General features: G+C 71.2%; 17 protein-coding genes and 1 pseudogene. 11 read left to right on the top strand and 7 right to left on the bottom strand.

The window, feature by feature from the left end; all coding sequences use genetic code 11:
- Window positions 1–7: 7 nt before the first annotated feature.
- Window positions 8–754 carry a ZIP family metal transporter gene (locus TK50_RS02950; RefSeq protein WP_043961283.1) on the top strand — a complete coding sequence of 249 codons (747 nt, stop codon included), beginning with the start codon at window positions 8–10 and terminating at the stop codon, window positions 752–754.
- Between the two features lie 12 nt (window positions 755–766).
- Here TK50_RS02950 and TK50_RS02945 read toward each other — a convergent pair whose 3' ends face one another.
- Both TK50_RS02945 and TK50_RS02940 read right to left on the bottom strand, forming a co-directional pair.
- Window positions 767–1,072 (bottom strand): hypothetical protein, encoded by a 306-nt coding sequence (locus TK50_RS02945; RefSeq protein WP_043961282.1) that lies wholly within the window; start codon window positions 1,070–1,072, stop codon window positions 767–769.
- 27 nt (window positions 1,073–1,099) lie between these two features.
- Window positions 1,100–2,131, bottom strand: a complete 1,032-nt coding sequence (locus TK50_RS02940; protein WP_052503589.1) for a P1 family peptidase — start codon at window positions 2,129–2,131, stop codon at window positions 1,100–1,102.
- 74 nt (window positions 2,132–2,205) lie between these two features.
- Here TK50_RS02940 and TK50_RS02935 point away from each other — a divergent pair, with 74 nt between their 5' ends.
- Window positions 2,206–3,243 (top strand): LacI family DNA-binding transcriptional regulator, encoded by a 1,038-nt coding sequence (locus TK50_RS02935; RefSeq protein ID WP_082106140.1) that lies wholly within the window; start codon window positions 2,206–2,208, stop codon window positions 3,241–3,243.
- Here TK50_RS02935 and TK50_RS02930 read toward each other — a convergent pair.
- On the bottom strand, window positions 3,185–4,096 hold the full coding sequence (locus tag TK50_RS02930; protein ID WP_043961281.1) for a siderophore-interacting protein: 912 nt from the start codon (window positions 4,094–4,096) through the stop codon (window positions 3,185–3,187). The two genes, TK50_RS02935 and TK50_RS02930, sit on opposite strands and share 59 nt — an antisense overlap.
- A complete protein-coding gene (locus TK50_RS02925; protein ID WP_043961280.1) occupies window positions 4,093–5,142 on the bottom strand; it encodes an iron-siderophore ABC transporter substrate-binding protein in 1,050 nt (349 codons plus the stop codon). The genes TK50_RS02930 and TK50_RS02925 overlap by 4 nt, the downstream gene beginning before the upstream one ends.
- 102 nt (window positions 5,143–5,244) lie before the next feature.
- On the opposite strand from TK50_RS02925, the gene TK50_RS02920 reads away from it, so the two are divergent.
- The 3 genes from TK50_RS02920 to TK50_RS02910 are packed head-to-tail and all read left to right on the top strand — an operon-like array spanning window position 5,245 to window position 8,155.
- Window positions 5,245–6,270 (top strand): FecCD family ABC transporter permease, encoded by a 1,026-nt coding sequence (locus TK50_RS02920; protein WP_043961279.1) that lies wholly within the window; start codon window positions 5,245–5,247, stop codon window positions 6,268–6,270.
- Window positions 6,267–7,289, top strand: coding sequence for a FecCD family ABC transporter permease (locus TK50_RS02915; RefSeq protein ID WP_043961278.1), 1,023 nt, complete (start codon window positions 6,267–6,269; stop codon window positions 7,287–7,289). Before TK50_RS02920 ends, TK50_RS02915 begins: the two co-directional genes overlap by 4 nt.
- 44 nt (window positions 7,290–7,333) lie before the next feature.
- A complete protein-coding gene (locus TK50_RS02910) occupies window positions 7,334–8,155 on the top strand; it encodes an ABC transporter ATP-binding protein (protein WP_043961277.1) in 822 nt (273 codons plus the stop codon).
- A gap of 109 nt (window positions 8,156–8,264) precedes the next feature.
- Here the strand turns inward: TK50_RS02910 and TK50_RS31955 are convergent, their stop codons facing one another.
- Window positions 8,265–11,177 (bottom strand): AfsR/SARP family transcriptional regulator, encoded by a 2,913-nt coding sequence (locus TK50_RS31955; protein ID WP_082106139.1) that lies wholly within the window; start codon window positions 11,175–11,177, stop codon window positions 8,265–8,267.
- Between the two features lie 214 nt (window positions 11,178–11,391).
- On the opposite strand from TK50_RS31955, the gene TK50_RS02895 reads away from it, so the two are divergent.
- Window positions 11,392–12,606 (top strand): hypothetical protein, encoded by a 1,215-nt coding sequence (locus TK50_RS02895; RefSeq protein WP_043961275.1) that lies wholly within the window; start codon window positions 11,392–11,394, stop codon window positions 12,604–12,606.
- A 335-nt stretch (window positions 12,607–12,941) separates the two neighbouring features.
- On the opposite strand, the gene TK50_RS02890 is transcribed toward TK50_RS02895, so the two are convergent.
- Window positions 12,942–14,711, bottom strand: coding sequence for a tetratricopeptide repeat protein (locus TK50_RS02890; protein ID WP_158499150.1), 1,770 nt, complete (start codon window positions 14,709–14,711; stop codon window positions 12,942–12,944).
- Between the two features lie 443 nt (window positions 14,712–15,154).
- Complete coding sequence (locus TK50_RS02885) at window positions 15,155–15,535, bottom strand: hypothetical protein (protein ID WP_052503584.1); 381 nt, start codon at window positions 15,533–15,535, stop codon at window positions 15,155–15,157.
- 1,135 nt (window positions 15,536–16,670) lie between these two features.
- Here TK50_RS02885 and TK50_RS02880 point away from each other — a divergent pair.
- From TK50_RS02880 to TK50_RS02860, 5 genes and pseudogenes are all read left to right on the top strand, one after another.
- Entirely contained in the window at window positions 16,671–17,450 is a 780-nt protein-coding gene (locus TK50_RS02880; protein ID WP_082106137.1) for a transposase family protein, read from the top strand.
- A gap of 209 nt (window positions 17,451–17,659) precedes the next feature.
- On the top strand, window positions 17,660–17,911 hold the full coding sequence (locus tag TK50_RS02875) for a hypothetical protein (RefSeq protein ID WP_241773908.1): 252 nt from the start codon (window positions 17,660–17,662) through the stop codon (window positions 17,909–17,911).
- 174 nt (window positions 17,912–18,085) lie between these two features.
- Window positions 18,086–19,484: pseudogene (locus TK50_RS02870) on the top strand (IS3 family transposase).
- Between the two features lie 801 nt (window positions 19,485–20,285).
- Window positions 20,286–21,791 (top strand): site-specific DNA-methyltransferase, encoded by a 1,506-nt coding sequence (locus TK50_RS02865; protein WP_052503583.1) that lies wholly within the window; start codon window positions 20,286–20,288, stop codon window positions 21,789–21,791.
- Window positions 21,788–23,032, top strand: coding sequence for a DNA cytosine methyltransferase (locus TK50_RS02860; RefSeq protein ID WP_052503582.1), 1,245 nt, complete (start codon window positions 21,788–21,790; stop codon window positions 23,030–23,032). The genes TK50_RS02865 and TK50_RS02860 overlap by 4 nt, the downstream gene beginning before the upstream one ends.
- The last annotated feature ends 230 nt before the right edge of the window (window positions 23,033–23,262 follow it).

Raw genomic sequence — 23,262 nt, 5'->3', positions numbered from 1 at the left:
CCTGCGGGTGCCGGAGTGGTCGCAAGCGGGTGGTTGGGGGCTGCTGGCCGGGTCGGCGCTGCTGCTCGGGGCGGCGCTGGGCTGGTTCGTGCCCGTCCCGCGCCGGGTCATCGCGTCGATCATGGCCTTCGGGGCCGGGGTGCTGCTCTCCGCCGTCTCCTTCGAGCTGATCGCCGAGGCGCACGAGCAGGGCGGGCTGTTGCCCACCGCGGTCGGGGCGGCCGGCGGCGCGCTCGCGTACACGGGGGCGAACGTCCTGCTGGCCCGGCGGGGCGCGCGGCACCGCAAGCGCTCCGGGGCGCAGCCGTCGGAGCAGGAGGCGCCCGGTTCCGGGTCGGCGATCGCGGTGGGCGCGCTGCTCGACGGGATCCCCGAGTCGGTGGTGATCGGCGCGAGCCTGCTCACCGGCGGCCCGGTCAGCCTGGTCACGGTCGTCGCGGTCTTCCTCAGCAACGTGCCGGAGGGCCTGTCCAGCGCGGCCGGGATGCGCCGGGCTGGCCGGAGCAGCCGGTACGTCTTCGCCCTGTGGGCCGGGATCGCGCTGGTCAGCGGTCTCGCGGCGCTCGCTGGCTACACGCTGTTGGGCGGTGCGCCGCCGGAGGTGCTGGCCTCGATCACCGCCCTGGCGGCCGGCGCGATCCTCGCGATGATCACCGACACCATGGTCCCCGAGGCGTTCGAGGACGCCCACCTGCTGGTCGGCCTGATCACGGTCGCCGGCTTCCTGACCGCCTTCGCGCTCTCCCACGCCTGAGCCCGCGGGATGTCAGGGGCGGGGGGAGGTGCGTACCCAGCTCTGCCGCTGCCGGCGGTCCCGGCTGCCGCCGGTGGCGGCCAGGCAGCGCGGGCAGACGTGGCCCACGGCGTCGGCCTCGGTGAGCACGTCGGTCGAGGAGTAGTCGAAGCGGACGTGCGGGAAGCGGCGCAGCCTGGTCCGGCTCAGGGGCAGCCCGCACAGGGTCTGGTTCTGCCCGGGCAGCCAGGCGTGCACCTCGCCGCCGGGCCGGCGCACCCCGTCGGGGCCGGTCTCCTCGCTCGACGCCGCCACCGCCGGGGCGCTGCTGATCCGCATGCCCCCAGGTTCCCCACCCGGCGCGAACTATCCCGCCGCCACCCCGGCCGTTGCGGCGGGTGCCCGCCGCGGGGTGTCGACGCTGGCGAGGACGGCGTCCCAGGCCAGTTCGGCGGCGACCGTGCCCAGCCGGAGCGACGGGGAGGGCACCGTCACCTCGTCGGTCGTCAGGGCGAACAGGGTGTCGCCGTCGGCGATGGTGTGGAAGGGCTGGATCGCCCGGTGCATGGAGCTGTGCACCTGGGTGGCGAACTGGGCGAGCTCGGTGTCGGTCATCCGGACGTTGGTGACCACGGCGGTCAGGGTGGTGTTGCCGCCGGCCGGCGCGGGGTCCGGCGTGGCTGCCGCGAGCAGCTCGGCGTAGTCCTCGGCCGGGTGGCGACGCCGGCCGGTCGCCGGGTCGAGGTTGCCCCGCACGATGCCGCCTTCCCGGTCGACGATCACGCCCATCGCGTTCACCACCGTCAGCACCAGCAGCCGGGCCGCGCCGATGCGGGCGAAGGCGGCACCCTGCCCGCCCCACTCGGCGCGGGCGTTGTCGACCTTGCCGACGGTCGCGCCGACCCCGGCGCCGACCCTGCCCACGGCCACCCCGTCGGTGCGTACCGCGCGCAGCCCGTCCGCGCCGAGCTGGGCGTCCGGATAGACGGCGTTGTCCCGGGGGGTGAAGTCGTAGACGACGGCCCCGGACACCACCGGCAGGCTGCCGAAGTCGGTCGCGTAGCCGGCGCGGCGGAGCAGTTCGTCGTAGACGCCGGAGGCCGCGGCGAGACCGAAGCTCGACCCGCCGGCGAAGCACAACGCATGGTGGTACGGGAACCCGCCGCTGACGCCGACGGCCCCGCCCCGCCTGTCCACGGCCGTACGCGCGCCGCCGGGGATGCTGAGCACGGTGACGCCGGTCGGCCCGTCGGGATACTCGGCGGTGCCGATCCCCACGCCGGGCAGGTCGAACTCGACCCAACCGTCGCCGGCCGCACCGAGCACGGCGGGTCGCTGCCGGTGGTCGTTGCCGACGGGCGACGTCGTGCGCGGCGGGGCGGGATGGTGCTCGGACATGAGGGTCACCGTCTTCCGTGGGGGGTGTGGTGGTGCCGTGTCCCGGCCGGTGCCCGGTTCCCTAGACTGGGCTGATGCCCCGTCCGGTCACGCTGCACGACGTCGCGCGCCGGGCGGGAGTCGGCAAGTCCACGGTTTCCAATGTGCTGTCGCGTTCCGGCCGGGTCTCCGAGGCGACCCGGGAGCGGGTCCGCGCGGCGATGGCGGAACTGGGTTACGTCCCCAACCGCGCGGCCCGGCAGTTGCGGGGTGGCCGCACCGGCATCATCGGGGTCTACGTTCCCGGCGTGCCGTCCACTTCGGAGTTCTACATGCGGTTCGTCTTCGGCATCATGGAGCGCGCTGCCGCCCGCGACCGGGACGTCACCATCCTGACCGCCTCCGAGCACCGGTCGCCGCGGGCGCTCGACGGGGTGATCGTGGCCGACCCCCACCAGGACGACGAGTTCGTGGCGGTCCTGATGCAGGGCGGCATGCCGGTCGTGTGCTTCGAACGGCCCCCGGACGGCATGCGTCCGGAGGTGGTGCTCTGGGCGGACCACCACCGGGCGCTCACCGGGCTGCTGGACCGGATGGCCGCCGCCGGTGCCCGGCGTCCCGCCCTGGTGGTGCCACCGGAGACCGGCGACTGGGCGGCCCAGCTCGCGGCGGGATACCGCGACTGGTGCGCCCGGCACGGCGTCGCCACCGTGGTGGCGCAGCATCCGTGGGTACCCTCGCCGGCGGAGGTGTCCCGGGCGGTCGCACAGGTGCTCGCCCAGCCGGGGGTGGACGCCCTGGTGTGCGCCTCGGTGGACACCGCTCCGCTGGCCGTGCAGGTGCTGCACCGGCTCGGCCGCCGGGTCGGGCGGGACGTCCTGCTGGCGAGCGCCACCGAGTCGAGCGCCCTGCGGCTGGGACAACCGCCGATCACCGCGCTCGACCTGTCGCCGTTGGACGCCGGGCGCCGCTGCGCCGACCTGCTCGACGAGCTGATCGGTGGCGGCCCGGGTGGGGTCTACGAGCACCCGGTCCACCTGTGGTGGCGGGACTCCACCCGGGGGTCGGAGCCGGTCACCGGGTCATCCGTTCCAGTGCCTCCTCCATCCGGTCACCGGCCTCCACCGGGTTGAGCCCGGCCGCGAGGGCGTCCTGGTAGACCTGGTCGAGGAGGGGACGGAAGCGGGCGTAGCGGTGTTCCCAGTCGGCCGCGTCGGTGCGCCAGTAGCCCACGCAGACGGCGCGGTCGCGGGGCAGGTGGTGCACGGTACGCAGCACGGACCGGGCCTGGCGGCACTCGCCGGCCTCCCCCGCGACCCAGACGTAGCCGGGACCGTCCGGCAGGGTCGTCTCCCGCAGCCGGTCGACGAGGCTACCCGGGCCGTGGCCGTTGCCCACCCCGACCCGTACGTCGATCTGCACCGCGGGATCGTCGCCGGCGGCGGCGAACAGGTCCCGGGCGTCGGCCGTGTCCGGCAGGTCCACCAGCACCCGCACCGGGACGCCGGGCGTCCGTTCCGCGACGATGCGGGTGGCAGCCGGCAGCCCGGCCAGGTCGGCGGCGAGCACGAGCCACCGGGTGTCCGCAGGTGGGCGGAACCAGGCGCGACAGCGCCACAGCAGGAGACCGGTGCCGGTTTCGGCCCGCCGCGCCCAGGACGTGGCGGGGCCGTGGTCGTGCAGGGCGAAGTCGACGGTCAGCCGCGCTCCGACCGGATCGAAGTCCCGGACGGAGTAGTTGCGGCCGGTGGGCGGGTGCGGCTCGTCGTGGTAGCCCCACACCTCGCCGCGCAGGGTCATCGGTGGCGGGGCCGGCTCGCCGGGGCGGGGGAAGTAGAGCGTCACCGACTCGTCCGGCACGCCCAGGGCGGGGAAGCGGGCCAGGTCGGGGCCGCCGAGGACGACCCGCTGCAGGTGCGGGGTCAGTCGCCGGGTCTCGTGCACGGTGGCGGTCCAGAAGCCGGGCCGGGTGAGCGTGTCGGTCATTTCGCGCTGTACTCCGAGTCGGTGGCGGGGTCGCCGTCGGCAGCGGCGGCGAGCGCGGGGACGATCTTGTCCAGCACGTACGGGAGGCTCAGCACGGAGGAGAACGCCAGCGCGCCGTTGGCCTCGGTGCCGAGGAAGACCTCGCGGCGTTGGGTGTGCACGTCGAGCCGGGTGTAGAGCGGGTCGCCGAGCAGGGTGGCCACGCCGGGGTCGGTGGCCGCCTCGGACCAGACGGCGACGTCCACGTCCGTCAGGTCGAACCGTTCGCGGCTGATGGTGGCGGACTGGTTGGCGTTGTCGGTGAGCGTGGTGACCTCGGGTGACATGGTCAGGCCGAGGTCGAGCAGGACCTTCGAGGCGGTGGTCTCGGGGCTGAACAGGTAGTACTGGCCTTCGTACGTGGAGGCGAACACGGTGCGGGCGCCCTTGAGGCGGGGCTGCGCCCCGGCGACGGAGGCGATCCGCTTCTCCAGGTCGGCGACGAGCGTCTCGGCTTCGGCGCTGCGGCCGGTGATCTGCCCGGCGGCCCTGGTCATCTGCTGCCACGTCACCGCCCAACTGCCGTCCCCCGCCGGCTGGGCGACGGTGGGGGCGATCTTCGCGAGCAGGTCGTACTCCTGGCGGGACATGCCGGAGGAGAGCCCGACGATGACGTCGGGGCGCAGCGCGGCGATCTTCTCGTAGTCGAGCTCGGCGCGGGCCAGCACCTCCGGCCTGGCCTCGCCGAGCCGCTCCCGGGCCCACGGCCAGGTCGCGTTCGGCATGTTGCCGTACCAGTCGCGGATCGCGACGGGCACCTCGCCGAGGGCGAGGAAGTAGTCCTGCTCCTTGAGGCCCACCACCACGATCCGCTCGGGCTTGGCGGCGATGGTGGTCGTGCCGAAGGCGTGGGTGAGCGTCGTGGGGAACGCGGCGCTGGACGATCCGGACGCCGTGTCGGCCGGGCCCGCCTCGCTTGCGGCGCAACCGCCGGCCACCAGCGTGACGAGCAACAGTGCGGCGGCGGTCAGGAGTGTGCTCAGCCGGCGTGGGCGGGTGTGTGACATGGCATTCGATCCTCTGAGGGGCGGCGAAACGAGATTCCCATGGGGCTTAGGGTAGGTTTACCTTAGCCAGAGATGGAACGTTCCACCATGAAGTGAGTCACAGTGTCGGTCGCCACCCCCACCGGCTTACGCCGCCCCCACCTCCTCGCCGCCGGGCTGCTCGCCTGTGCCGTCGCCCTGCTGGCATCGATCGCGGCCAGCCTCGTCGTCGGCGCCCTGCCCCTGACGCCCGGCACCGTGCTGCGGGAACTCGTCGCCCACGGCGACAGCCAGGCGGGCCTGATCGTCTGGGAGGTCCGGCTACCCCGTACGGCGATCGCGATCTGCGTCGGAGCGGCCCTGGCGCTGGCCGGCGTCCTCATGCAGGCGCTGACCCGCAACCCCCTCGCCGACCCCGGGCTGCTGGGCGTCAACGCCGGTGCCGCCGCCGCCGTGGTGGCCGGGATCCTCGCCGGGGTGGCCGGCCAACGCGGTCACCTCCTGCTCGCCCTGCTCGGCGCGGGCGTCGCCGCCGGCCTGGTCACCGTCATCGGCGGCACCCGGGGCCCGGGTACGGCCGAGGACGGCCGGCTGGTCCTGGCCGGCGCGGCCGTCGGCGCCTGCCTGACCGGCGCCGTCGCCGGAGTCACCCTGCTGGACCAGACCGCGTTCGACCGGTACCGGTTCTGGGCCGTCGGCAGCCTCGCAGACCAGCCGCTGTCCGCCCTGCTCACGGCCGCCCCCGCGCTGGTCGCCGGCCTGGTCGTCACCGTGGCCGTGATCCGGCCGCTGGACGTGCTGCGCTTCGGCGACGACGGCGGCACCGCCCTCGGCGTCAACCCCGGCCGCACCCGGCTGCTCGCGTTGGTCGCCACCACCCTGCTCTGCGGCGGCGCGACCGCCGTGGCCGGCCCCATCGGCTTCCTCGGACTCGCCGTCCCCCATGCCGCCCGCGCGATCTGCGGCCCCCGGCTCGGGTGGGTCGTCGCCTACAGCGGCCTGCTCGGCCCGATCCTGCTGATCACCGCCGACGTGCTCGGCCGGCTCCTGGCCCGCCCCGGAGAGATCGAGGTCGCGATCGTCATGGGCGCCATCGGCGCCCCCGTGTTCATCGCCCTGGTCCGTGCCCGGAGGATCCCCCGACCATGACCACCGCCCCCACCAGCGGTCCGGGCCGACGCACGCTCCGTCGGCAGACCCGCCGCGCCACCCTCGCCTGCGTCGTCGTGCTCGCGCTCAGCGCCGGCCTGGCCGTCGCCGCCCTGGCCAGCGGCCGGTACGCCACTCCGCTGCACGAACTGTGGCCGGTGCTGACCGGCGGCGGCGACCCCGGCCTGCGGTTCGTCCTGTTCGAGCTGCGGCTGCCCCGGATCGGCACCGCCCTCGCCGTCGGGGCGGCCCTCGGCGCGGCCGGCGCCCTCTTCCAGAGCGCCAGCCGAAACCCCCTCGGCAGCCCCGACATCGTCGGCTTCACCGTCGGCGCAGCCACCGGCGCGCTCGTCGTCCTGCTGGTCCTGCACGACACCCGGCTCACCCCGGCGGTGGGCGCGGTGCTCGGCGGCGCCGCCGTCGCCACGGCGGCGCTGCTGCTCGGCGGGACCGGGCAGCGCCTCATCCTCGTCGGGATCGGCCTGTCCGCCCTGCTCACCTCCGTCAACGCGTACCTGCTGACCCGCGCCGAGGTGACCGACGCGCAGAACGCCGCCGTCTGGCTCGTCGGCAGCCTCAACGGCAGCGGTCACCACCTGCCGCTGCTGCTCGGCGCGCTCGCCGCGCTGCTGCCGCTCTCCGTGCTGGCGGCCCGGGGGCTGCGGCTCATCGAGAACGGCGGGGACAAGGCACTGAGCCTCGGCGTACCCGTACGCCGGCAACGCCTCACCGCGACGGCCCTGGCGGTCGCGCTCACCGCCGTCGGTGTCGCCGGCGCCGGGCCGGTCGGCTTCGTCGCACTGGCCGCCCCCCACCTGGCCCGCCGGCTCACCCGGGTCGCCGCCCCCCTGGTGACCACGAGCGCGGCGCTCGGCGCCGCCCTGCTGCTCGCCGCCGACCAGCTGGCCCAACGACTCGTCCCCGGGCAACAACTGCCCGTCGGCGCGGTCACCGGCGTCCTCGGCGGCGGCTACCTCGCTCTCGTCCTGGCCTGGACCTGGCGGGGGAGGCCCAGGTGAGCCGTCCCCCGTCTCACACCGCACCCGCCGCCCCGGAGGCAACCATGACCGCCCCGCCCGCGATCGAGCTGGACTCGGTCACCGTCGGCTACGACCGCCGAACCGTCTGCCGCGACGTCTCCCTGCGGGTCGCCGAGGGAAGCTTCACCGTCTTCATCGGACCGAACGGATGCGGCAAGTCCACCCTGTTGCGCACCGTCGCCCGCGTGTTGCGGCCGACCGAGGGCCGCGTCGCCGTCCTCGGCCGCGACGTCCGCGGCTACAGCCGGCGGCAGTACGCCCGCACCGTGGGGCTGCTCCCCCAGGGCATCGAGGCACCGGCCGGGATGACCGTCACCGATCTGGTGCTACGCGGACGGCATCCGCACCGATCGCCGCTGAGTCGCTGGACGGCGCAGGACGAACAGGCGGTCAGCTCGGCGCTGGACGTCACCGGGACCACCGGGTTCGGCGACCGGATCCTCGCGGAACTCTCCGGTGGTCAGCGGCAACGCGCCTGGCTGGCCATGCTGCTGGCGCAGGACACCCCGATCCTGCTGCTCGACGAACCGACCACCTACCTCGACATCGCCCACCAGTACGAGGTCCTCGACCTGCTCGCCGACCTGCACGCCGGCGGCCGGACCGTGGTCGCCGTCCTGCACGACCTCAACCAGGCGGCCCGCTACGCCACCGACCTGGTGGTGCTGCGCGGCGGCCACGTCGCCGAGACCGGCCACCCGGCGACGGTGCTCACCCCGGACCTCGTCGCCGACGTGTTCGGGCTGCGCTGCCGGATCGTGCCCGATCCGGTGACCGGCACGCCCGCGGTGTTCCCCGAGCCTTCCCGACCCCACCCGACCGGTTCCGCGCCGGCGGGCGGGTGAACGGGCGACCGGTACGGCAGTCGCTGCCGCCGGCGTAGCTCCCCGGCCCGGACGTCGCCGGGCCGGGTCGAAGCGCTCGATCGACGGCATCCGGGCTGCCGGGGGGGGCTCACGCCGACCGTTCCTCCCTCCGTTGCGAGTGGTCGTGGTAAGTGGCGAGTCGGTCCCGCACGACCTGCCGCTGCGGGTGGTCCGTGTCGCCGAGGAGACCGAGGGCTTCCCGGCCCCGGACGAGGGCGCCGTCGTGGTCGCCGACCGCGCTGAGGGCCTCCGCCGACACGACCAGGGCGCGCGCCTGCCGCAGCGGGTCGGCCAGTTCGTCGCCGACGGCCCGGGCCAGGGCGGCGTCGGCCAGCGCATCGCGGTGCCGGCCGAGGCGCAATTGGGCCTCGGCCGAGATGGTGAGGGCGTCGCACCGGATGGTGTCGTCGGTGACCCGGTCGTGCAGGCCGAGTGCGACGCGGCCCTGGGCAAGGGCGACCTCAGGCTGGCCCGCGTCGAGGCTGAGTTCGGCGAGCCCGACGTGGGTGAGGCTTCGTCCACGCAGCGAGCCGATCCGGTCCCAGACGACAAGAGCCTGTCGGTAGAACGCGCGCGCCTCGTCGCGGAGCCCGAGCCGATGGTGCGCATCGCCTAGGTTATGGAGGGCGTACGCCTCCCCGGGGACCTCCCCGACCGCGCGGCAGTCGGTCAGCACCTCGTGGAAGCTGTCGATGGCGGCGAGGGTCGCCCCGGTGCGCAGTTGTACGGAGGCGAGGTTGTGCCGACAGGCCCGCTGCAGCTCGGCGCACCCGTTCTCCCGGGCGAGGCGCAGGGCCTCGGTGAAGAGGCGGCCGGCGCGGTGGTAGTCGTGGGTGGTGAAGTAGCTCGCGCCGAGGTTGACGAGGGTGCCGGCCCGGCCCAGGTCATGACCGTCGGCAGTCGCGGTGTCGAGGGCGATCCGCAACATCTCCCGCGTGTCTTCCTGGTCGCCGGACCGGTCGAAGACCTCGTGGACGGTGTCGACGATCTGCCAGGCGTGCCGGTGCAAGCCTTCGGCAGCCGCGCGACGGACCATGGCGAGCAGGTTGGTCCGTTCCACCTCGCACCAGCGCAGGGCGGCACAGTCGGAGGCGAACGTCATCGGCGTCACCCCGCCCGGCTCGGGCAGGTCGGGAACGGCCGGTCGGCCCGGCGCCAGCAGACCGACGGCGTTGACGGCCGTGTGCAGGTACCAGTCCAACAGCCGACGGAGCGCCGCGCGGCGCTGCTCGGGTGGCACGTCCTCTCCGGCCCGGTCGGCGGCGTACTGGCGCAACAGGTCGTGCATCCGGTAGCGGCGGACGGTGTCGTGGTCGACCAGGTGGGCGCGGGCGAGCCGGTCGAGGGCCCGCTCGGCTCCGGCGACGTCCACCGCCAGCATCGCGGCGGCGGCCTCGGCCCCGATGGTGCTGCCCGGAAAGAGGCCGAGCGCCAGGAAGAGCCGGGCGGGCAGCGGGTCGAGCGCGTTGACCGACCAGGCGAAGACGGTCCGCAGGGTCATCTCGTCGGTGTCGTCGCCCTCGATGTCGAGCAGTCGACCGGCCAGTTCGTCGGCCAGGTCGCCGAGCCGCGCATCTGGCCGGGAACCCACGTGCTCGCCGATGACCCGCAGCGCGAGCGGCAGGCCGTCCGACAGTCGGGCCAGCGTCTCCAGCGCCGCGGGCTCCGCGCCGGCGCGTCTCCCTCCTACGATCCGGCCGAGCATGCGCTGTCGTTCGAGGTACGACAACGGCGTGACGGTGAGGCTGCGGATGCCGTGCCGGACACTCAGCCCAGGGAGCCGGTTGCGACTGATCACGACCGTGAAACCGGTGTCGGCGCGGGGCAGGAGCTGCCGCGCGTGGTCGGAGTCGACGACGTTGTCGAGCACGACGAGCATCCGCCGCCCGCTCATCAGCCGGTGGTACAGCTCGAGGCGTCGTTCCGCGTCGGCGGGCACCCGGTCGGCCGGGACACCGAGGGCGACGAGGAAGCGGTGCAGCGCCTCCTGCGGGCGGACCGGCGGGGCCGGTCCGTGTGCCTCCGCGTTCAGGTAGAGCTGCCCGTCCGGGAACCAGCTCTGCCGGCGATGCCCCCAGTGCCCGGCGAGGGTCGTCTTGCCCACCCCCGGCATCCCGGTCAGCACGACCACCTTCGCGATGCCGTCGCCGGCGGCGAGAGCGTCCAGCTCGTCGAGCAGTGCGGTGTGCCCGGTGTAATCGGGTACGTCGTGCGGCAGCTGCCGGGGCATCGGCACGGTTCCGTCCGTGCCGGCGAGTTGGCTCCTCGCCGGCACGCCGGGTTGGAGAGCCGCCAGGTCCAGCACCGGATCAGTTCGCATCGCTCGGCGATAGCGTCGCCGGTAGGCGGCGACAAAATCCCGCGCATCGTGGGTACGACCGGCCGCGTGCAGTGCGGTGGCCCACAATCGGGCCAGCCCCTCGTCGAGCTGGTTCTCGATCAGCAACGGTTCGAGTCGGGTCAACACCCGCTCGTGTCGGCCGATGGCCAACTCACTCTCCGCCAGAAGTTTCTCCGCCCTGAATTGCTTCTCCCGCATATCCCGCCGGAGGTGTTCACCACGCGCGCCGCGCAGCTCGGCGAGCGGATCATCCCGCCACAGATCGATTGCCCCGGTGAGCAGATCAATTCCCCGATCATGATGATGCCGGTCAATTGCCTGCCGCGCCTCGGCGGTCAATCGCAGGAACCGGTGGTAATCGACCAGCTCCGGATCCACCGCCAGCCGGTAGGCGCCGGCGCCGGGCACCCGCACCAGGGCATCCTGGAGGCCGACCAGCCGCAGGGCCGACCGCAACCTGCTGGCCAGCGTGTAGAGCAGCGGTCGGCGGGCATGGACGGCGGAATCCTGCCACAGGAACTCCACGATCGTCTCGACCCGCACGGGATCACCGGCGTGGTAGAGCAGGACAGCGAGCAGGCCGCGCTGCTTCGCCGCTCCCAGCGGGATCGTCCGCCCCCCGACCGTGAGTTCGGTGGGACCCAGAATCGTGAACTCCATCAGCTCTCGCCCCCACTAGATCTTGATCGACGTTCACCTATTTATTCTTGATCCGACAGACCGATAGTCACAAACATTTCTCCGCAGAGTCCAAGATCGGACATTCCACTTCCCAGCGCCCTGCAAGCCCACTGCAAGGCGACCGGCAAGGTGATCCGCAGCCGCCCACTCGACGCTGATTCCCATCCACACAGCACGCCGGAAGGGACGCAAAATGACGTCATTGGAATGGTCGGCCAGCCCGATCGGCATCGACGCCAGCCGTTGGGTGAGCCGGTCGGGCTGCCGTACGGTGCTCGTCGTCGCCCACACCATCACGAGCTGCCAGCGGCTGCTGGACGTGATCGAGTACGTCGAGAGCGACCCCCGGGTCCAGCTGGTCTTCACGGTGGCGCCGGACGTCTTCAACCCGCACGTGAGGCGGTTCCTCGACCGGCTCGGCGCGCTCGTGCTGCCCTGGCACCAGGCCGTCCGGGAGCGGTTCGACCTCGGCCTCGCCGCCGCCTACGGCGGGCTGCACCAGTTGCACGCGCCCCTGCTGCTGATGGCCCACGGGGCGGGGCACAGCAAGCGGGTGCGACCAGCGTCGTACGGCGGACCGGTGCTCGCGGAACCGCCCGTGTACGGGCTCGACGCCCAGCGACTGACCCACGGCGGGCGAGTGCTCCCGACGGCCCTCGCCCTCTCCCATGACGGCGAGCTGGAGGTGCTGCGCCGGCAGTGCCCCGAGGCGGTCGAGGCCGCGGTGGTCGTCGGCGACCCCTGCGTCGACCGGCTCGTCGCCAGCCTCCCCCGACGCCCGGACTACCGACGGGAGATGGGGCTGGACGAGCAGCAGGAACTCGTCGTGGTCTCCTCCACCTGGGGCCGGGACGGCGTCTTCGGCCGCTGGCCCGACCTTCTTCCGCAGCTGATGACGCAGCTCCCGGCGCAGCGGTACCGGATCGCCGCGCTGCTGCACCCGGCGGTGTGGGACGCACACGGGCACCGCCAGATCCGCGCCTGGCTCCGGGACTGCCGCGACGGCGGGCTGCTGCTGCCCGATCCGACCGTCGACTGGCGCGGCCCGGTGGTCGCCGCCGACCATGTCATCGGCGACCACGGCTCCGTCACCGCCTACGCCGCCGCCATCGGACGCCCGACCCTGCTGCTGCCCGCCCCCCGGTCGATGCCCGCCGCCGGCACGGCCCAGCACCTGCTCGCCGCCAACGCGACCCACCTGGACCCGCACCGGCCGCTGCCACCCCAGCTCGCCCTGGCCGCGACGGTCGACCCGCAGGCGGTGATGGCCGCCCTGACCGCCCGGCCGGGGGAAGCCGGCGTGCTGTTGCGGCGCACCATGTACCGGCTGCTCCAGCTTGCCGAGCCGGGCCGGCACCGGCAGACTTCCCCGGTGCCGATGCCGGTGCCGCTGGACGGCCGGGCATGAGCGCCGCCGCCGAGCCCGTCGTCGTCGCGCTGCTGCCGGGTGGCCCACCGCCCCGCGCGGCTCGGCTCGCCGACGTCGTGGTGACCATTACCGGCGGCGATCCGGCCCGGGTCGGCGCGAGCCTGCTCACGGCCTGCCCCGGGATCGCGCTCGCCGTCGTCGGCACCCCGGCAGGCGACGTCACCGTCGGCGTACGTAACGGCCCGCCGCTGGAGCTCGGCCAGGTGACCCCGCCCGGCCTGCTGACCGTCGGACTGCTCGCCGCGACGGCCGGGCTGCTGCACACCCGCTGGGTCGCCGGAACCCTCCACCACCGACGGACCGCACCGAACGCGCTACGGCTCGCCCGCGCCGCCGCCCGCCTCGTCGACCAGGCGGAGCACGTCGGGCAGCCGGGGAGAGCCGAGCCGGGTGAAGACGTCGGCGGCCTCCCGGTAGTGCTGCCGTGCGGCCTCGTCGTCGCCGCGCCGCCGGGCGATGCGGCCGAGCAGCACCACCGCCTCTGCCCGCTCGCTGTCCGACCCGAGGTCGGCCATCCGGCGCACCGCCTCGGCGGCACAGCTCTCTGCGGCGGCCAGATCACCGAGCCCGAGGTGGGCGCCGGCCAGCCCGGACAGCACCCGCGCGGCGTTGTACGGGTCGACCTCGGACAGCCCGGCGAAGATCTCCCCGGCCTCCACCAACAGCGGTAGCGCGTCGGCGGGTCGACCGGTCGTGGTCAGCAGCATGCCCAGGTTGAGGCAGGACAGGCCCACGCTCCGTACGTCCGGCAGCGCCCGCCGCCCGGCGAGCACCCGGGCGTACGCCTCCGCCGCCTGTTCTGCACGGCCGGTGTCGGCGTAGAGGGTGGCCAGGCCCTCCTCGGCGTCGACGACCCCCTGGGCGTCGCCCGCCTGGCGGTACCGGTCGACCGCCGCCCGCCCGTGCTGCTCGGCCGCCTCGTAGGCGCCGACCCGGCTGCAGGCCCGGGCCAGCCGCTTGAGCATGTCCGCCTCGGCCCACACGTTCCCCCAGGCCCGGGCCGCCTGCACGCCGCGCTCGTCGATCTCCAGCCGGTCCCGGTAGTTCTTCACGTAGAGCAGCAGGGGCCACATCACGTCGCTGAGCTGCCAGGCCAGCTCGTGGTGCCCCAGGCCGAGGGCGACCCGGCCCGCCTCCATGAGGTTGCCCCGCTCCCGATCCAGCCAGGCGAGGGCGGCGGCGCGGTCGGCGAACTCGGGTGGCCCGTCCAGGGGTCGCAGGAAGGCGTACGGCAGCCGCCGCCGGTAGGGAGTCACCACCAGGTCCGCCCGGCGGGCGGCGGCGAGGTAGAACTCCAGCATCGTGCGCACCACCGCCTGCCGGTCGGCCTCCGGGTCGTGCTGCTCCGCCACCTCGCGGGCGCAGAGCCGAAGGAGGTCGTGATACCGGAAGCGGTCCTCGGACACCTCGTCCAGCAGGCTCGCGTCCAGCAGCTCGCCCACCAACGCAGCCACCCGGGCCGCGTCGCCGGGCCCCGCGCCGGCCACCGCCGCGACCAGATCCACCCCGAACTCCGCCCCCGGGTGCAGGGCCAGCCTCCGGTACAGCACCGACGCCTCCGGCGTCAGCGCCTGGTACGAGAACTGGAACGTCGTCCTGACCGACACACCGTCCACCGTCGAGAGCCGGGCCAGCCGCTGCGCCTCGTCGGCCAGCTCCGCGACCATCCGTCGGAGTGTCAGCTTGGGACGGGAGGCCAGCCGGCCCGCCGCCACGACGAGCGCGATGGGCAACCCGCCGCAGATCGCCGCCAGTTCCTCGGCCGGCCCGGACTCCCGCAGGATCCGCTCGGGGCCCACCGCCCGCCCCAGCAACTCCACCGCCTGCGTGGTCGGCAACGGACCCACGTCGAACAGGCGGGCCCCGTCGGGCAACAAACCGGTCAACCGACGCCGGCTGGTCACCACCACCGCCGTGGACGTCGAGGCCGGCAGCAGGTGCCTGACCTGGCCTGCCGAGAACGCGTCGTCGAGCAGCACCAACAGGGACCTGTTCGCGGTCACCGTTCGATAGAGGGCGACCTGCTCGGCGAGATCCACAGGGATGCGGTCCGGCGCCACCCCGAGGGCCCGGAGGAAGGCCACCAGCGCGACCCCTGGGTCCAGCGGCCGGTCGCCGCTGAAACCCCGCAAATCGGCATAGAGCTGACCATCCACGAATTGGTTCCGCCTGCCGTGGGCCCATTGTCTCGCCAGCGCCGACTTACCCACGCCGCCGGGCCCGCACAGCACCGCGACGCTGTTTCCGCCCTCAGCGAGAAGGCTGTCCAGTGCTGACAACTCACTCAGCCGGGCGGAAAAGTTCGGCGACGGGGCGGGCAGTTGCCGGGGAATTGGATAACGATCAGCGGGAACGCCGTTGAAATGCACACCGCCGTGAATTACGCCAGCCTGGATGCTCGACCCGGACACATAACCCGACTGCTCGTTCGACGCGGCGAACGGCATCTTGTCCCCGGCCCCGCGGAAATCTGTCCCCAATCGCCGCGCCCCCATACACCTCGCCGCACGCCCCATTCCGGAAGGCCCTAGAAGATGATGTCTCCCTGCACGTCACGCGCCTGAACGACCCTCTCAGCCGTCCCGCTGAAGTGGTTCACCACCTGACCCTGAACAGCGACGACGCCTGCCCTCGACAACCTGCGCCACTCTTCGTCGAGGGCAGTGGCGAAGTCGGGGTCCCGAGCCATCACGTCAGCCAACGCCGAGGCGAGAGCGGCCTGCCGCCAACGCTCCTGTGGGTGCTCGATCGCGGCTTCAAGAACAGCCGATTCCTGCGTTCCCGCCCCGAACCGGGCACGGACCAGTTGGAACAGCGAGCCGATCGCACTGCGGGCACCGGCCGCGAGCGCCTCCGCCCCCTTGGTCGACAGCGCCGTGGCGACAGCAAGGACTACCTGATCCTCCACACGCGCCCCCCGAATCAGGATTCACATAGACGTTTGGCGTTTTAGGTTTCGATCAGCCTAACGCATTCAGTCAACAGCTCCGAGCCTTCGACAAGCACCACAAAGCAGCAGATTTTATCCATTTCCCAACAGAATCGCACGAACCAAGAAATACGGCATAGCACGCAAACGACGCTTTGCGATCATTTCGGACAGACGGCCGCCCACCTTCCGACAGATCGACTTACCGCCCCCGAGGCGATAACGTCCCCCCTCATGATCCAAGCAATGCTGGCAGCGCTGGCCATTGCAGGCCTCGCCACCGAGTTATCGGTACTTCACTCGGAGTTAGCACCTAGCTTCACTCTGCACATGCCCGATACGGAGACAGTCCTAGTGTATTCATCATTTTGGTACAAGTGGGTCACTTCCACTGGGGCACATATCATGGATCTGCTGATGAACTCAATAACGTTCTGAAAGCTGTCGACTACTTAACGCAGTTGCAGCGATTGCGTTACGTGTGCGCTGCCGGCCGTGGCCGGCAGCGCACACCCTCTATCGAGCTACCCAGCCCGGCTTCTCGCCGGCATGGCGAGACGACGCCCGGTTCCGACCGAGAGAGGCCACCCCCGCCATCGTCGGCGACCGGCGCCACGGCCCAGGGAGTACGGGCACCGGTCTCGCTGACGAAGCTGCCGGACTTCCTACCGCGTCTGCATCGCCCGCAGCCCGCTGCGGCACGATCGAACGCGACGTCGACAGGGGCGACATTGAGGCCCGGTGGTCGAGCGCGGTCCCTGTCCTCGATCAAGCGACCGGATGCCACCTGCGATCCTCGAATACCCAACGCGCATGTACGGCCTTTGGCAGCACCAGGCCCGCCCAGGCTGGCGGCGGCGCACCGCGTGCCCCCGTGGCCACCAACCGGGCGAGTGCTCGCCGCCGCCCGTACAACAAAGCCCAGAAACCCGACAATGCTCGCGCGAAGGGCTGCGACATGAGGTGACGGCGGGATGTTCTCCCAGCTCAACGGTGGGCCGGAGGCGCCACCATACGAACCAATCGGCCACCATCGCCAGCGGCCCGCTACCGCTGAGTTTGCCTAAGGGATGTCTCGTAACTCGGCGGTGGGTCCATGGTGGATCATGTTCTGGTGCAGGTGATCACGGCGGCTCGCCCGGAGTGGATCTTCCCGTTCACCGGGCTGCAGCCCGCCCAGTTCCGCAGGCTGGTCAGGCTGGTCGCCGAACGTGGCGGGGACGCCATCGCCGACGGGCGGCCGGGCCGGCAGTGGTCCCTCGACCTCGCCGCCCGGGTGCTGCTGGTCGCCGCCTACTGGCGCACGAACCTGACCATGCGGCAGATCGGCCCGCTGTTCGGGGTGTCGCACTCCGCCGCCCACCGGGTCATCGACACCCTCGGCCCCCTGCTCGCCCTGGCCCCGGTCCGCCGACGCCGGATCGAACAGATCGCCATCGTCGACGGCACCCTGGTCCCGACCCGGGACCACCGGCTGGCCGCCCCGAGCAAGAACTACCGCTACTCGACGAACCTGCAGGTCGCCATCGACGCCCACACCCGCCTGGTCGTCGCGTTGGGTGACCCGCAGCCGGGCAACCGTAACGACACCATCGCCTACCGCACCTCCGGCATCGACCAGAAACTGGCCGGACGGCCCGTCATGGCCGACGGCGCCTACCGCGGCAACCCCGAGGTGATCATCCCGTACCGCAAACCCACCGACGGCACCGAACTACCCGACTGGAAGAAGGACCTGAACAAGCACCACCGCACGATCCGGGCGCAGGTCGAACACGCCCTGGCCCGCATGAAGACCTTCAAGATCCTCCGGGACTACCGACGCGCCGCCAGCACATTGACCGACACCGCTTCCGGCATCGCCCACCTCCACAACATCATCCTGCTCGGATGACACCGACACCGTTGACCGGCAACGCCATCACCGAGTTACGAGACATCCCTTAGCTCACGGACCTCGGGCGGCGCCTGAAGAGCCTGACTCAACCGGTCGAACCGCCGACGCGGTTCGCCGATGCCGAAGAGATCAACCCTTTCTAACTCCTTTTCGATCTTCATGACCATGCTCTCGCTCCAACGACGGCGGCCGGTCGCAATGACGTCTTGGCGGAGTTCGCGCTGTCCGCTGCGGTAGTTCCCGGTGGGCTTGCTCGACGATCCACGCCGCGTTTGCGGGCGGCTGCGGACCTGACGGACATCACCGAGGCGACCGGCCTCGACGTCAACGAAGTCGTCCAACGCTGGCGGCGATGGATCGATGTCCAGACACGGCTGGACATCGGCGGACGCCCAGCCGTGGACCCCGCCGAGGTCCGGGCCATCGAGCAACGGCTCGGTCCGGGGGTGATCCCGTGACACCCACGCGGATCGCCCAGGACGTGAGCACGATGGCGACGGCCGGGATCGCTGCCCTGTCTGTCAGGGTGAGTTGAGGCCAGCGGTTCATAGCAAGTCCGCCGGACAGGGCGAGTTCAGGATCGAGAAGCGTTGAATGCTGCTGTAGACGTTGTGACGGCCCAGGATGGGGTCATGAGTCGCAAGAAGGGCCCGCGTTCGGAAGGGCCGCGTGCCCGCCGGTCGTTCACCCCGGGGCAGAAGCTGGAACTCCTCGCCGGTTACGAGCAGGCCGTCGCGGCTGGTGAGGGCGGAGCGTTCCTGCGGCGGGAGGGCTTGTACTCGTCGTTGATGTCGGAGTGGCGCCGGGCCCGTGACGCCGGCCTGTTGCAGGGCAAGCCGGCCGGTGAGACGGTCGGGAGGCCGTCGGCGGAGCAGGCGGAGATCGCCCGGCTGCGGCGGGAACTGGCGCAGGCGCAGGCGAAGCTGGCGCGGACCGAGACGGCGTTGACGATCATGGGAAAGCACGAGAGCTCTTGGAGGACATCTCCAGGAGCGATCCGGACGGTCCGGACGTGTTCGGGCTCGGCAAGCGCTGATGGCCGCGTACCGGGAGTTGACCAGCACCGGCACCACGACCCGGGCCGCGGCGGCGATGACCGGGATCGCCCGGTCCAGCGCGGAGCGGGACCGGCGCCGGCCGACACCATCGCGGCCGGCTCGGCGGACGCCTGCGAACGCGCTCACCCCGAGCGAGCGCGGGCAGGTGCTGCGGCTGTTGAACAGCTCGGAGTTCGTCGACGCCGCCCCGGCTCAGATCTACGCGGTGCTGCTGGACCAGGGCGTCTACGTGGGCTCGATCGCCACCATGTACCGGCTCCTACGCGAGAACAAGCAGGTTCGCGAGCGTCGCCGGTAGGCCCGGCACCCAGCCAGGCAGCGTCCCGAGCTGATCGCCGACCGGCCGGGGCAGGTCTACACCTGGGACATCACGAAACTCGCCGGACCGGTCAAGGGCGTCTACTACGACACCTACGTAATGATCGACATCTACTCCCGGTACATCGTCGGGGTCCGCGTGCACGCCCGCGAGTCCGGTCCGCTCGCCGAGTCGATGATGCGCGAAGTGTTCGGCGCCCACGGTGTCCCGCACGTCGTGCACGCCGACCGGGGCACCTCGATGACCTCGAAGTCGGTCGCTGACCTCCTCGAAGACCTCCAGGTGACCCGCTCGCACTCCCGGCCGAAGACCTCCAACGACAACCCGTACAGCGAGGCCTGGTTCAAGACGTTGAAGTACGCGCCGGTCTTCCCGCACCGATTCGCGTCCCTGGCCCAGGCACGGGCGTTCATGGCCGAGTTCGTGACCTGGTACAACCACGCCCACCGGCACTCCGGGATCGGGTTGCACACCCCCGCAGACGTCCACCACGGCCGCCACCACGCCGTCCGCGCCAACCGCCAGGACACCCTCGCCACCGCGCGGGCGGCGCACCCGGAACGATTCGGCACCACCCGACCCCTACCCAAGATCCTCGACCTGCCCAACCAGGTCTGGATCAACAAACCCGAACCGGAACGACAGGCCGCTTAACTCCCGCTGGCCTCAATCCCTTGACACGTTCCGCTGCCTGGTCGTCCTGGAGCCACATGGTCGCCGTGGCGTTGCGCTTCGGTGGCGTCCAGAAGTTGCCTACGTACTGCCGCTGTCGGTCAACGGAATGCTCATCATCGCGTCGGCGGCCATGATCGAGGACAAGCGCGCCGGCCGGAGGGTGCGCTGTTCGGCCCCAGACGGCATTCGTGGCCGGGGTAGCAGCCAGCGTGGCGGCGAATATCGCCGCCACGCCAAGCCCTAGGGCACGCATCGTCGCTGCCTGGCCGGCGGTCGCGCTGCTGCTCGTCGTGGAGATGCTGACCAAATCGCAACCAGCACACGACACCACCTCACGTCCGGCCCCGCCGGCAGCAGGAGCCGCCGGCGGGCCAGGGCAGCCATCGACGAATACAGTCATCTACGCCCGAGGAAAGACCTGGTCAGCGCGCCGGCGAACGTTCGACAGCGGCTGGACGTCGATCCTGTATTCGGAGGCCACCGCGCCGGTGCGACGCGCGTTGGGTCGCCAGCTCGAGGCGAGTGTCACGCCCTCGGTTGCCCTGCATCACTCTCCGCGCCGCAGCCGAACTCGCCTGCGGCGGTTTCGGTCGCACGGATCGCTCCTCCAGCCTGTCGTTCACGGCCGCCCACACCCAGCTTACGGGACCAGCCGCGCCCGACGCCAAAGCGTTGACAGCCCGGCTTGGTAGTGCCGGACGCCTTCCCCCCGCAGCAGGACCACGGCGATTCAGGGCATGGTGCACGGCTGAACGCCTAAGGCGCTATAGTCTCCTCGGCATGACCGGCAACGAAGCTCAGCGCTCCTCACCTGGTATCCGCTCCATCACAATAGGTGACAACCTGGAGGCCCTGGCTCGTCTCGACTCGGGCTCGGCCGGGTTGGTCTATATGGATCCGCCGTTCAACAGTGGCCGGATCTACCAGACTCGCGTGAGCAAGGCGAGCACGACTTCAGATGCATTCGCCGACATCTGGTCTTGGAGTGACGCAAGCACTGAGTTGCTGGCCTCCCTTGGCGAGCACCTGAATCCCGGCGGCGCTTCGATGACCAGAGCGCTTTTGGGTCAGCTGGGGCGCACGCCACTCGCCGCCTATCTGGTCGGCCTCGCTGCACGGCTGGGTCAGGTGCATCGGCTATTGTCGGAGCAGGGCAGCCTTTACGTGCACGTCGATCCTGCGGCGAGTCATTACCTCAAGATAATTCTCGATGCCGTGTTCGGCCCTCAAAACTTTCGCAACGAGATCGTGTGGCGCCGCACCCATGCCCACAGCGGCTCGCGCCGGTACGGTCCGATCCACGACACGATCCTTTTCTATAGCAAGACAAGTAACTACACCTGGAATCAACAGTATTCGCCGTACACTCCTGAGTACATTGAAACCTATTTTCGGCAGTCCGACGAACGTGGTCGTTACCAGGCGATCACCTGTACCGGGCCGGGCGAACGGCTGGGTACGCTGGCCCATTACGAGTGGAAGGGTCAGTATCCGCCGGCCGGGCGGCACTGGGCCTGGGTAAAGCCTGAGATGGAGCGCCTTGAGGCGGAAGGTCGGCTGGTTTACAGCCGCAATGGGGTGCCTCGCCTTAAGCGTTACGTGGAGGACAGCCCTGGTGTACGTCTGCAGGATATCTGGAGCGATGTAGCACCTCTATCCGCGCATTCCGCCGAGCGGACCGGTTATGACACGCAGAAGCCGCTGGCTCTCCTCGAGCGGATTGTGGCCTCCAGCAGCCGGCCTGGCGACCTCGTCCTGGACCCGTACGGCGGCACCGGCACCACCGCCTTGGCGGCCGAACGGCTGGGTCGCCAGTGGCGGGTGATGGACATGAGCATGCTTGCCGGCACGCTCACGCTGGCCAGGATCCGGGCAGAGGCACCGCAGATCGATGTGGCGGTTAGCGGTTTGCCAGCCGACACCGCAGCGGCGCGTCGGCTGCTTCGCGAGGACCCGCTGGGGTACGGGTCGTGGGCGACCGCCCTGCTTGCGACTGTGTTGGACCGGAGCACACATGGTCCGAGCCTCGCCGTCGGCACCAGGCCGTGGGGCCAGCGGACAATCGGCCTGGTGCCATTAGACAGCGTGGTTGACGCGCCTGGGCTGCTACATACTGGCCGTTTCACTTCTGGCTTTGTGGTCGATGGCCCGGGTTGCCTGGAACTAGTACGGGCACTCACCGAAGCTGGAACCCCGCATGTTCAGAAGGTGTCGTTGTCATCGCTTGTGGGGGCGAATGTGGCCGTAACCGGCCGCGCCGACATCGATCTGAGGCTGGGGGCATGAACAAGCACGTCGTCTACGACCACGTCTCCGGCAAGCTAAGCAGCCTGGACGAAGAGGTCCTGCGGCACGTGCCGCCCGGCGGCAACTGGAAGGACCTACCCGAGGACTTCCCGTCCGCCCGAGTACGGCAGATCCGGGAAGCGTTTACGCGGGGCGAGGGCAGCCGCAGCACCTACTACGGGCGGCTCACCTGGCAGCGCCCGTCATACACCATCTCCACCTACCTCACTCGGCCAGGTAACGGCTCGTTCATCCATCCTGAGCTGCCGCGCCTACTCACTGTCCGCGAGGCGGCGCGACTGCAGGGCTTCCCCGACCGGATCCGATTCCACGGCACTCTTCGACAGCGGTGCATGCAGGTCGGCAATGCAGTACCTCCGGTGCTGGCCTATCAGATTGGCCAGGTGATCGAGTCGGGCACCGCCGTTGACCTATTCGCCGGGGCCGGTGGCCTCGGCTTGGGCCTCGACTGGGCGGGGCACGAGGTCATCGCCAGCGTCGATAACAACCGCGACGCATGCCGTACGCTAGCCGGCTGTCACGGGCCGAGCCATAGGGTCTTGGAACGCGACCTGTCGCTGCCCGAGCATGTGGAGGATGTGGTGACGACCGTTCGCAGCCGACTCGCAGGGCGTTCGCTGGGCCTGCTTGCCGGTGGCCCCCCGTGCCAAGGCTTCTCCACGGCTGGGCCATGTCGGGTTGACGATCCGCGCAACCTGTTGGTCCTCAGCTTCCTCGAGGCGGTGCGGCAGTTGCGGCCCGAACGCGTGCTCTTCGAGAACGTGCTCGCACTGCGCTGGCGTGGCAAGGCGTTCCTCGACGAGTTGACTGAAAGGCTAGCCTCGCTTGGATACGACGTCGACATCCGGGTGCTGCACGCGGAGGCGTACGGTGTGCCGCAGCTGCGGCGGCGGCTCGTGCTGCAGGCCAGCGCGACCGGGATGAAGCCGGTCTGGCCAATGCCGACGCATGCCATGCTCCAGCCGTACTTCGCCAACGAGCAACCGAGGCCCCATCGGACGAACCCACTCCCAGTTTCCGTTCACGATGCGATCGCCGACCTGAGCGTCGCGGCCGCCGCCGGCCTCGACGAGCCCGCCATCGCACTGCCCGCTGACGCTCCGTACGCGCGGTGGGCGCGCGGAGAGCTGGCGCTCGACGCGCTGCTGCCAGCACGCTACGGCGGGGTCGACACCGCTCAAAGTGCCGGCTACGAGTCCTGCCTTAAGGTTGGGGCGTGACTCTGCCAGTTGTATATGCCGCGGATCCGCAGGATCTCAAGTCCGCAGTACTGGAAATCCGACAGCGGGTCAGAGCGCTACGTGAGCCCCGGATATATTGGATGGCGGTCGCGCTGTCCGTGTTGACTCGCACCGGGGGTGCCACACACTGGCAGTCCTGGGACGCTCCCCCGCCCGGCCGCGCGCGGCGGTTCGGCCGCAATGAGCTTGTGCAAGCAATGTGGAGGCTC

Source organism: Micromonospora haikouensis (assembly GCF_000876225.1).
Taxonomy (GTDB): Bacteria; Actinomycetota; Actinomycetes; order Mycobacteriales; family Micromonosporaceae; genus Micromonospora; species Micromonospora haikouensis.
This window is presented reverse-complemented; position numbering and strand designations above follow the sequence as displayed.